Genomic DNA, 10,266 nt, shown 5'->3' on the forward strand with positions numbered 1-10,266 from the left:
GGTTCTGCACTCATCACCGGACGACGCAGGAAAAGGTATCACTGAAAACCTGAAGCTGGGGCGGCCCCTGTGGGAGCGGGCGCGCCCGCGAAGCAGGCAACGTAGTGGATGGCACCGGCTTTGCCGGTGTTCGCGGGCACGCCCGCTCCCACAGGGGGCCGCGTCAGCTTTTAGAAGTTGAGCAAGACAGTTGCTCCCAACTAAACCGAGCAGCCTTCTGGATTCGGGCAAGGCAACTGTTATTTAAAATCCTTCAGCGGCTCTTATACGCGTGGTTCTACGGTCACCCAGTAGCGGGTCAGGCCCTGGATGGCCACTGGCAGGGTGTCGCCCAGCAGGCGCAGGCTGGCATCGGTATCGGCCAGGGGAAAGGCGCCAGACACTCTCAGTTCGCGCACCTGTGGGTGGCAACGCAGTACACCGGGGCGATAGCGGCCCAACTCGTGCAACAGGTCGGCCAGGCGCATGTCACGGGCCAGCAGCATGCCGTGCTCCCAGGCCAGATCGCCGGTTTCCAGCGCAGTGGCGGGCAAGACCCGGTCGCTATCGAAGGCGCCACGCTCGCCTGCCTTGAGCAGCAGGCCAGTGGCAGTATGCACGGGGCGGATGCTGACTGCGCCTTCAAGCACGGCCACCCGGGTCAGCGGGCCGTCGATGCGCACGCTGAAGCGCGTACCCAACGCGATGGCCTGGCCATGCAGGGTGCGCACCAGAAGCGGTCGGGAGGGAGTAACCTGGTCTTTGGCACTGGTGACCAGGATTTCGCCCGCCAGCAGGTCGATGCGTCGTTGTTGCGCATCGAAGGTGATATCAATCGCCGTGTCGGTGTTCAGCAACACCTGGCTGCCATCGGCAAGCGTCAGCGGCCGTTGTTCGCCGACTGCCGTGCGGGCGTCGGCGGTCCACTGCTGCCAGGGTGTTTCTCGCCAGGCCAGCCAGGCCGCCGGTGCGGCCAGCAGCCACAACCCCAGGCGGTGCAGCGCCTGTCGGCGGCTGACTGCACCGTTGCGGCTCAGGCGGCGCAGGGTTTCACCGGTAACCGGGGTGGGCAGGCGGCGCAGGTCACCCAGGATCGCCTCGGCACGCTGCCACGCCTGGGCGTGCTGGGCGCTGCGCTGGCACCAGGCCTGCACCGCGCGGTGATCGTCCTCGGTGGCCGTGCCCGATTGCAGTTGCACCAGCCAATCGGCGGCTTCACCAAGAATCAGCGGGTCGATGCTTGCGCTCATCAATCGATGCTCAGGCAGGCGAGGAATGCCGTGCGCATGTCGCGCTTGATGGTGATCAGCGACACCTGCAACTGCTCGGCAATTTGCACATAGGTCAGCCCGTCCAGTTGCGACAGCAGGAACACCTGGCGCACCCGGGCTGGCAGGTCGCGCAGCATGGCGTCGATGCGATACAGGGTTTCGAGGATCAGCCAGCGCGTTTCCGGGGAGGGCACTTCGGGCTCCGGTAAGTGGGCGATGGCTTCCAGGTAGGCGCGCTCCACATCCTGGCGTCGCCAGCGGTCGACTACCAGGGCCTTGGCAATGTGGGTAAGCAAGGCCCTGGGCTCCGTGCCGAAACTGCTGCTGCCCTGGCGGCTGAGCAGGCGTACGAAGGTGTCATGGGCCAGGTCGGCGGCATCGCAGCCATTGCCCAGCTTGCGCCCCAACCACCCTTGCAGCCAGCCATGGTGCTCGGTGTAAAGCGTCTGGACCTGCAGGTTGAGGGTGGGGTCGTTGGGCGGCATGACGGGCAAGGGGTGCAATTAAGAATTGATCGCATTCTAAACACCTGCCCGTCAACCTGGCAATCCGCGTTGCTTAGCGGCAGTTGCCTGCTTTGCGATAGCCGGCTGCCTGCGCCTCACCCTCGGTGGCGAAGCTGACCTGGTTTTTCGCCGCCACCTGGTTGTAGCCCGGGCAGCCCACGGACAGGTGATAGACATGGCTGTTGCGGTTGCCCAGCACCGCCCCCACAGGCGCGGCACTGGCCAGGCTCGGCTTGGCCTGCGCCTTGGGCGCTTCGCCCGGCACTGCCTGCACCACGCCGCTGCCAACCGGCTTGTAGTCGGCCGTCCATTTGCGCTCCCCGCTCACGAACGGGTTGCCATGCCCCATGATCCCGGCAATGCGCCGGTCGCGCTCTTTCTCCCAGGCCGACACCGGGTGTTGCTTGTCCCAGGCCATCAGCAGTTGCTGCTGCTGGCGCGACATGCTCAGTTGGTAACGGTCGAACATGTAGAACGTGGTGCGAGCCACCAGGCCTTTCACTTCGTCACGCGGTTCGGCGGCGCGCTGGACGAAGTCGACCTTGGTGGTGCACTGGCCATATTCGCCGGCATTGCCAGCGACCATGCCGTAGTTGAAGTTGCTGCGGTCGCCGTTGACCTCACCCACGGACGGGTACAGGTTGAACAGGTCGGCTTCCATGGCGCGGAACACCGGGTCGTTGTCCACGCAGTGCTCACGGCCGCCGTTTTTCCAGCACTGGCGCTGGTTGCCAAAGGTGTAGGCGGGCACGATGTGTTCCCACTCGGTGCGCTCGGCGCGGTTCTGCTGTTTGCGCGTCTGATAGCCGCACGAAGCGGCATCGATGCGCCCACCGGACTTGCCCACCCAGGTCCATTTGCAGCCGCAGTACAGCTCGCCCATGGCACTGCTGGCCTGGTCCATGTACACCTTTTGCTTGGCCACCACCTTGGCCTCGGTGAAGGTCGCGGGTGGGTTGGCAAAGGCAGGAAGGGTGAAGGAAAACACTAAGGTTACGGCGTAAAGCAGTGATTTCATGAGAAAAACATATTTCAGATTGGGGCGCGCATTGTAATGTTTTCCCCGAGGCTGACCAGCTCGCTGAGCCATACCAATGGTCGGCTCGGGTCGTCGCTGGCCATACGGCTGAACGTGGCCGAGTCGAGCATGTCCCTCACCTGGGTGCCCATGCGCAGCAGGCGCTCGATGAAACCGGCGCCGACGTCGCCGTAGTCCTCCAGTGAAACACCGCTCTGGTTATGCTGGATTGCCAGGTGGTAGTGGCTGACGCCGGCGCCATCGCCACTACCGCCCAGTACCACCGTGAAGCGTGGGCCAAGCAGGCTGGCCAGGCGCTGCTGGATAAGGTCGAGTAGGGCGACCGGGACTTCATCGTGTCGCAGTGCGGAGGGGAAGCAAGGCGTGAAGGGGGGCATGGGCATGTCCTGCTGGGCGGGGTTTGAATGCTGGCCAGCTTAGGCAAGGTGACTGTCAACTTGGGTTAAGCGGGAGTAAAAGCGGGTAATGCTCAAACCCAACCGGGTGCTGCTTTATGCGGGGGATTCTGTCTTGCTCGAAAACTCGAAGCTTGCGCAATCCATGTGGGAGCGGGCGCGTCGAGGCGTCGAACCGCCGCGAACACCGGCAAAGCCGGTGCCATCCACAGCGTCGCCTGTTTCGCGGGCACGCCCGCTCCCACATGGACCGCATCAGCCTGGAACCCTATGCAATGATCAGAAGGTCTGCCCCAGCGAGAACTGGAAGATTTGCGTCTCGGCGTTGTCCGGCTTTTTCAGCGGTGCCGCCAGGCTGAAGCTCAGCGGCCCCATCGGGCTGTACCAGGTCACGCCAACCCCCAGCGACACGGCCATCTGCGCCAGGTCCACGCTGCCGCAGCCCTGGGTAGTCGACAGGTAGCAGGTGTCGGCATATACGTTGCCGGCGTCGACGAATACCGAACTGCGCAGCTGGCTCCGGTCCTTCACGAACGGCAACGGGAAGATGTACTCGGCACCCCCGGTAATCAGGATGTTGCCCCCCAGCACGTCGGTGTCGCGGTCGGAGTAATAGGCTTGGCCAGCGCTGGCATAGGTGCCTGTGGCCGGGGTATTGCGTGGGCCCAGGCCACCATCCTTGAAGCCGCGCACCGAACCCAGGCCGCCTGCGGTGTAGCTTTCATAGAACGGCAGGCCGTCGGTAGAGCCGTAGCCGTTGCCATAGCCCAGGCTGGTGTGCAAGCGCAGCGAGGTCTTGGCGGTGACCGGCAGGTAGGTCTGGCCGTTGTAGTCCAGTTTGTAGAACGAAAGATCGCTGCCGGGCGTGGTGGCCATCAGGGTCAGGCTTTGCGAGTGGCCTCGGGTAGCCAGCACGCCCTTGTTCAGGGTGGACTCAGACCAACCGATCGACGCTTTGAGGTTGTTGAAGCTCTTGCCCTCGCGTGCGATGAAGTCGTAGATCTCGTCGGCGCTGTAGGTGCCGGGCGAAATGTCGTCGTGTTGCAGGGTCAGGCCGTAGGTCAGGCGCGAGGTTTCGTTGATCGGGTAGCCAAAGCTGACCCCGGCGCCGTAGCTGTTGATTGCATAGTACGAAACGCCATCGTCGTAGTAATCGCTGTAGTCGGTACTGCTGTAGAAGGCGTTGTAGCCCAGGCTGACGCCGTCGGCGGTGAAGTAGGGGTCGGTGAAGCCAAAGTTGTACTTGGTCTGGTACTCGCTGCGGGTCAGGCCGATGGACACCTTGTTACCGGTACCCAGGAAGTTGCTCTGGCTGATCGAACCACCCAGGATCAGGCCCGCGCTCTGGGCGAAGCCGACGCTGGCGGTGATCGAGCCGGATGCCTGCTCTTCAACGCTGTAGTTGACGTCAACCTGGTCGTCGGTGCCGGCTACCTGCGGGGTCTCGACGTTGACTTCCTTGAAGAAGCCAAGGCGCTCCAGACGGGTCTTGGACTGGTCGATCAGGTAGGTCGACGCCCAGCCGCCTTCCATCTGGCGCATTTCGCGGCGCAGTACTTCGTCTTCGGTCTTGGTGTTGCCGCGGTAGTTGATGCGGTTCACGTAGGCACGCTTGCCCGGATCGACCACGAACATGATGTCGACCGTGTGGTCCTGGTCGTTCGGCTGTGGCACGCCGTTGACGTTGGCGAAGGTATAGCCTTCGTTACCCAGGCGACGGGTGATCAGCTCGGACGTGGTGGTCATCACCTTGCGCGAGAACACCTGGCCCGGCTGCATCAGCAGCAGCGACTTGACCTGGTCTTCCGGCACTTTCAGGTCACCGGACAGCTTCACGTCACGAACGGTGTACTTCTCGCCTTCGTTGATGTTGACGGTGATGTACACGTGTTTCTTGTCTGGCGTGATGGACACCTGGGTAGAGGCGATATCCATGTTGATGTAGCCGCGGTCCAGGTAGTAGGAGCGCAGGCGCTCCAGGTCACCGGACAGTTTTTCGCGGGCGTACTTGTCATCGTTCTTGAAGAACGACAGCCAGTTGGTGGTTTTCAGCTCGAACAGCTGCCCCAGGGTTTCATCGTCGAACACGTTGTTGCCAACGATGTTGATGTGCTGGATGGCAGCGACGGTGCCTTCGTTGATCTTGATCTTCAGCGCCACACGGTTGCGCGGCTGCGGCACCACTTCGGCGTCGACCTCGGCCGAGTAGCGGCCCTGGGCCACGTACTGGCGCTGCAGTTCGTTACGCACGCCTTCGAGCGTGGCACGCTGGAAGATCTCGCCTTCGGCCAGGCCCGACTGTTTCAGGCCTTTCATCAGGTCTTCGGTGCTGATCGCCTTGTTGCCTTCGATCTCGATACTCGACACCGACGGGCGCTCGACCACGTTGATGATCAGCACATTGCCATCGCGGTTCAACTGGATGTCCTGGAAGAACCCGGTCTTGAACAGGGAACGCGTCGAGTCCACCAGGCGGCGGTCATCGGCCTGATCGCCGACGTTCAGCGGCAAGGCACCGAAGACACTGCCGGCGGAAACCCGCTGCAGGCCGTTGACGCGGATGTCGGCGATCCTGAACGGGGAGGCCTGGGCCAGCGTGGCTTTCAGCAACAGGATGGAGAGCAACAGGCGCGGGTAGTTCATCGGGGGTTCCAGACAAGCGGATTCGGAGGGGAGCAAGCGCGGGCAACCCGCATGCAGCGGGCGATGAGGATACGGGCGGGCTGTGTACGGCGCGGTTAGCCGAGGGTAAAGATGTGTAAAGTCCGACCGGCCGGCGGTGACAGTGCTGCCGTGCGAGGCGATCATTAACGCCCCTGCAACTGTGATATCTGGCCCTGATGATCCCCGTGCTGCTGGTCGACGACGACCGCGAATTGACTGAAATGCTCTCTTTGTACCTGGTACGCGAAGGCTTCCAGGCCACGGCCGTGGCCACGGGCGAAGAGGGCGAGGCCCAGGCGTTGTCCGGCAACTACCAGGCGGTGGTGCTGGACGTGATGCTGCCGGGCATCTCTGGCATTGAAGTGCTACGGCGCGTGCGTGCGCGCAGCCAGGTGCCGGTGCTGCTGCTGACTGCCCGTGGCGACAATATCGACCGTATCGCCGGCCTTGAGTTGGGGGCGGATGACTATGTGCCCAAGCCCAGTTCCCCGGGTGAGCTGGTGGCACGTTTGCGGGCGATATTGCGCCGGGTGCAGCCGCACCTGATGGGCGAGGCCAGTGCACCCGAGGCACCGGACCAGGTGCGCAGCGGCGCCTTGAAAATGTGGCCGGGCCGGCGGGAGGCGCACTGGGGCAGCGCCACGCTGGAACTGACCGGCTCCGAGTTCAGCCTGCTCGAAGCGCTGGCCCGCCAGGCCGGTCAACTGGTCAGCAAGCAGGACCTGTCACTCAATGCCCTGGGCCGGCCGCTGACCCGCTACGACCGGCGCATCGACGTGCACGTCAGCAGCATCCGGCAAAAACTCGGCCCGCGTGCCGACGGCAGCAGCTGGATCCAGAGTGTGCGCGGCATGGGCTACATGCTGATCGTCGAATGATGCGCCGGCGCCTGTTCTGGAAGCTGTTCCTGGCCTTCTGGCTGGCCAATACCCTGACCTTCCTGGTGGGGGCGGGGGCCTTCATGCTCAATGACCTGCGCGGTGATACCCCAGGGCTGCGTTCGCTGCTGGCCACCGAGCTGCAAATGCTGGAGCGGCATGGCGAACGGGCCGGCCGGCAACTGCTGGACGTGTCGCCACAGCCGCCGGATGTGCAGGTGGGCCTTTACGATGACCAAGGCCGCTTGCTGGCGGGCAGGACGGTGCACACGGCGCGTTTCGAGCAAGCGCTGGTCGACCGCGACGGCCGCCCGCTGGTACTGCGTGCCTCGGTGGCCACCCATATCGGCATGGCCCCGCGCCCACACAACGTGGGCCCGTTCGTAACGGGCGCACTGATGAGTGCGCTGTTCGCGCTGTTGTGCAGCCTGTACCTGACCCGCCCACTGGCCTGGCTGCGCGAGGCCATGGGCCAGGTCGCCCAGGGCAGGTTCGATGTGCGGGTGAGGCCGCGCCTGGGCAAGCGCCGTGACGAGATCGTCGAGCTGGCCGAAGACTGCGACCGCATGGCCGGCCAGCTCAAGGCCCTGGTGCAGGCGCAGCAGAACCTGCTGCACGATATCTCCCACGAGCTGCGTTCACCGCTGACCCGCATGCATGCCGCCATCGGCCTGATGCGCCAGCAACCCGACCGGCCCGACATGCTGGAGCGGGTCGAGCGCGAGTCGCGGCGCATGGACGACCTGATCGAGCAACTGCTCACCCTGGCCCGCGCCCAGTCCCGCCAGGGCAACAGCGACTTCGCCAATGTGGATGTGGTCGAGCTGCTGGCGCAGATTGTCGAGGATGCCCGTTTCGAAGCAGGCATGAAGCAGTGCCAGGTGTCGTTGCTGGCCCAGGGCGCGTTTTTCATGCATGGCCATGAAGAACTGCTGTACCGGGCCTTCGAGAACATCATCCGCAATGCCGTGCGCTACACGGCGCCCGGCACGGCGGTGCTGGTGGAAGCTGCACCGGCACCGGGCGGGCAATGGTTGCAGGTGTGCGTCAGCGACCATGGCCCAGGCGTCGACCCGGCACGCCTGCAGCGCATCTTCGAGCCGTTCGACCGTGGTACCGACAGCAGCAGTGATGGCTTCGGCCTGGGCCTGGCCATCGCCCAGCGCGCCATCGCCCTGCACGGTGGCAGCATCACCGCGCTGGCTGCTGCCACCGGGGGCTTGCGGGTGCGCATCGAACTGCCGCAAGCCAGCCCTACTTGAAGCCCGTCACCGAGTGCGGGACGTAAGGGGCCTGCAAACGTGCCACTTCGTCCTCGCTCAACTGCAGTGACAGCGCACCCAGTGCATCGTCCAGGTGGGCGGGCTTCGAGGCGCCGACGATAGGCGCTGAAACACCGGCTTTACCCAGCACCCATGCCAGCGCCACCTGGGCCATCGGCACGCCGCGCTCGCCGGCAATCTGCTCGACCACATCGATCACCCGGCCGTCTTCGGCCTCGGTGTTTTCATAGAACGACTGCCCGGACAGGTCAGTGCGCGTGCGTTCGGTCTGCTGCCCGTGCGGCCGGGTCAGGCGCCCGCGCGCCATCGGGCTCCAGGGCATCAGGCCCACGCCTTGGTCCAGGCACAGCGGGATCATCTCGCGTTCTTCTTCGCGGTAGATCAGGTTGAGGTAGTTCTGCATCGACACGAAGCGGCTCCAGCCATTGCTGGCCGCCACCTGCTGGGCCTTGGCGAACTGCCAGGCATACATCGACGAGGCGCCGATGTAGCGCGCCTTGCCGGCCTTGACCACGTCGTGCAGGGCTTCCATGGTTTCCTCGATGGGGGTGTGGTAGTCCCAGCGGTGGATCTGGTACAGGTCGACGTAGTCAGTGCCCAGGCGGCTGAGGCTGGCATCGATGCTGGCCATGATCGCCTTGCGGGACAGGCCTTGTTCATTCGGCCTGCTGGTGCCTTGCCACATGTTGGCGGGGAAGAACACCTTGGTGGCGATTACCGTTTCCTCGCGGCGGGTGAATTCCTTCAGCAGCTTGCCAACGATGAGTTCCGAGGTGCCGGCAGAATAGCTGTTGGCCGTGTCGAAGAAGTTGATGCCTTGCTCGACGGCGTGGCGAATGATGGGCCGGCTGGCGTCTTCGCCCAGGGTCCAGGGGTGGGTGCCGGCACCCGGCTCGCCGAAGGTCATGCAGCCCAGGCACAGTTTGGAAATGTCCAGCCCGGTGCTACCCAGCTTCACGTATTGCATCGTCATCTCCTTCAAGGGCGGTAGTAATGGGGCTAGCCTAACGCTGGCAGGCTTGCGCGGAAATTCCGTATTGCTGCAAGTGGAATCCGCAAAAATTCACAAGCGCAGCAATGGCCGCACGTGTTGCTGAAGAAAGTCGGTAACGGCCTTTATCCGCGGGGTAGTGCGCACATCCTCATGCACCGCCAGCCAGATTTCGATGCTCATGGTCTGCTCGGCGCTACCGGCTTCCTTCAAGCCGTGCTCCTGGGCCATGAACGCCGGCAGGCAAGCGATGCCGATACCGCCGGCACAGGCCTGGGCCTGGATGCGCAGGTCATTGCTGCGCAGCGCGAAAGGCTGTTGGCCGGCCTGGCGGTTGAGCCATTGCTGCTGTGGGGCGTTGGCCTGGGACTCGTCATAGCCGATGTAGCGGCGGCCCGCGGCGCTGGCCAGGTAACTGGCCGAAGCATACAACCGGTAGTCCAGGTGCCCCAGCAGGCTGACCACCAAGGTCGGTTCGGTCGGCCTCGCCAGGGCGATGCTGATGTCGGCTTCGCGGCGTGCCAGGGACGCCTTCGACTTGCTGCCGACCAGCTTCAGGCGCAGTTGCGGGTAGCGCTGGTATAGCTCGCCCAGGCGCCGGGCGACGATGCTGCCGAGCAGAGCCGGCGGTGCTGCCAGTACCACTTCGCCTTCTACTGCGTGCTGCCCGGCGCTGGCAAAATGCTCCAGGGCGAATGAGGACAGGGTCATCTGTTCGGCGAGCTCCGCGACGCGTCGGCCTTCGTCGGTGAGGGCATAGGCGCGGGGGCGGCGGTCGACCAGCTTGAGCTTTAGCGAGGCTTCGAGCGAAGCGATGCGCCGGGCGACGGTGGCGTGGTCAACGGCCAGTGCTTTGGCCGCGGCGGACAACGAGCCGGCGGTAGTGAAGGCGCAGAAGTGGCGCAGGTCTTCCCAATCGAACATGAATGGCTCGGCAGTGGCTGATGCAGAAAGGGGGTAGGGTAGCGCTTTCTGTATTGCCTGTGGGATTGAGGGTGGTTTTGAGATTTTGGGGCTGCGTTGCAGCCCAATCGCGACGCAAGGCCGCTCCCACAGGCCAAGTACAATGTCCCAATTCACATTGCACCTGTGGGAGATTCTATGGCCGGAGGCAAATTTTCAGTAGAAAAGCCAACGGCCTCTCTCAGCAACCTCCAGGCACGAGTCAGCCTGCCAGAGAATTTCTCTCCAGCATCGGGTGCTGCCCGTCGGTTCGGGTGGGCTGCGTAGCAGCCCCAGCCTCAGCTGGCCAGCTTGGCA

At 64.0% G+C, this 10,266-nt stretch carries 9 protein-coding genes; 2 read left to right on the top strand and 7 right to left on the bottom strand.

Going from position 1 to position 10,266, the window contains the following annotated elements:
- Window positions 1–263: 263 nt before the first annotated feature.
- From ACFY9W_RS22625 to bamA, 5 genes are all read right to left on the bottom strand, one after another.
- Window positions 264–1,229, bottom strand: a complete 966-nt coding sequence (locus ACFY9W_RS22625) for a FecR domain-containing protein (RefSeq protein ID WP_391134978.1) — start codon at window positions 1,227–1,229, stop codon at window positions 264–266.
- Complete coding sequence (locus tag ACFY9W_RS22630) at window positions 1,229–1,735, bottom strand: sigma-70 family RNA polymerase sigma factor (protein WP_391135003.1); 507 nt, start codon at window positions 1,733–1,735, stop codon at window positions 1,229–1,231. Before ACFY9W_RS22630 ends, ACFY9W_RS22625 begins: the two co-directional genes overlap by 1 nt.
- 73 nt (window positions 1,736–1,808) lie before the next feature.
- On the bottom strand, window positions 1,809–2,774 hold the full coding sequence (locus ACFY9W_RS22635) for an endonuclease (protein WP_391134981.1): 966 nt from the start codon (window positions 2,772–2,774) through the stop codon (window positions 1,809–1,811).
- Between the two features lie 14 nt (window positions 2,775–2,788).
- A complete protein-coding gene (locus tag ACFY9W_RS22640) occupies window positions 2,789–3,172 on the bottom strand; it encodes a hypothetical protein (RefSeq protein WP_391134984.1) in 384 nt (127 codons plus the stop codon).
- A gap of 297 nt (window positions 3,173–3,469) precedes the next feature.
- Window positions 3,470–5,833: an outer membrane protein assembly factor BamA gene (gene bamA, locus ACFY9W_RS22645; protein WP_391134987.1), complete on the bottom strand. Its 2,364-nt coding sequence runs from the start codon at window positions 5,831–5,833 to the stop codon at window positions 3,470–3,472.
- Window positions 5,834–6,030: 197 nt separating this feature from the next.
- Between bamA and ACFY9W_RS22650 the strand changes: the two genes are divergently transcribed.
- Window positions 6,031–6,732: a response regulator gene (locus ACFY9W_RS22650; RefSeq protein WP_391134991.1), complete on the top strand. Its 702-nt coding sequence runs from the start codon at window positions 6,031–6,033 to the stop codon at window positions 6,730–6,732.
- The gene (locus ACFY9W_RS22655; RefSeq protein WP_391134994.1) at window positions 6,729–7,994 is read left to right on the top strand and encodes an ATP-binding protein; all 1,266 of its coding nucleotides are present in this window, start codon (window positions 6,729–6,731) and stop codon (window positions 7,992–7,994) included. The genes ACFY9W_RS22650 and ACFY9W_RS22655 overlap by 4 nt, the downstream gene beginning before the upstream one ends.
- On the opposite strand, the gene ACFY9W_RS22660 is transcribed toward ACFY9W_RS22655, so the two are convergent.
- Together ACFY9W_RS22660 and ACFY9W_RS22665 are read right to left on the bottom strand one after the other, a co-directional pair.
- Window positions 7,987–8,982 carry an aldo/keto reductase gene (locus tag ACFY9W_RS22660; protein ID WP_391134997.1) on the bottom strand — a complete coding sequence of 332 codons (996 nt, stop codon included), beginning with the start codon at window positions 8,980–8,982 and terminating at the stop codon, window positions 7,987–7,989. The genes ACFY9W_RS22655 and ACFY9W_RS22660 overlap by 8 nt on opposite strands.
- A gap of 96 nt (window positions 8,983–9,078) precedes the next feature.
- Window positions 9,079–9,930, bottom strand: a complete 852-nt coding sequence (locus ACFY9W_RS22665; RefSeq protein WP_391135000.1) for a LysR substrate-binding domain-containing protein — start codon at window positions 9,928–9,930, stop codon at window positions 9,079–9,081.
- Window positions 9,931–10,266: the final 336 nt, after the last annotated feature.

It is taken from the genome of Pseudomonas sp. NPDC008258 (genome assembly GCF_042956345.1).
Taxonomy (GTDB): domain Bacteria; phylum Pseudomonadota; class Gammaproteobacteria; order Pseudomonadales; family Pseudomonadaceae; genus Aquipseudomonas.

Coding starts and splice junctions, on each gene's coding strand:
- bamA (WP_391134987.1), bottom strand. CDS start 5,833: ATGAACTACCCGCGCCTGTTGCTCTCCATCCTGTTGCTGAAAGCCACG.
- ACFY9W_RS22660 (WP_391134997.1), bottom strand. CDS start 8,982: ATGCAATACGTGAAGCTGGGTAGCACCGGGCTGGACATTTCCAAACTG.
- ACFY9W_RS22665 (WP_391135000.1), bottom strand. CDS start 9,930: ATGTTCGATTGGGAAGACCTGCGCCACTTCTGCGCCTTCACTACCGCC.
- ACFY9W_RS22625 (WP_391134978.1), bottom strand. CDS start 1,229: ATGAGCGCAAGCATCGACCCGCTGATTCTTGGTGAAGCCGCCGATTGG.
- ACFY9W_RS22635 (WP_391134981.1), bottom strand. CDS start 2,774: ATGAAATCACTGCTTTACGCCGTAACCTTAGTGTTTTCCTTCACCCTT.
- ACFY9W_RS22640 (WP_391134984.1), bottom strand. CDS start 3,172: ATGCCCCCCTTCACGCCTTGCTTCCCCTCCGCACTGCGACACGATGAA.
- ACFY9W_RS22650 (WP_391134991.1), top strand. CDS start 6,031: ATGATCCCCGTGCTGCTGGTCGACGACGACCGCGAATTGACTGAAATG.
- ACFY9W_RS22655 (WP_391134994.1), top strand. CDS start 6,729: ATGATGCGCCGGCGCCTGTTCTGGAAGCTGTTCCTGGCCTTCTGGCTG.
- ACFY9W_RS22630 (WP_391135003.1), bottom strand. CDS start 1,735: ATGCCGCCCAACGACCCCACCCTCAACCTGCAGGTCCAGACGCTTTAC.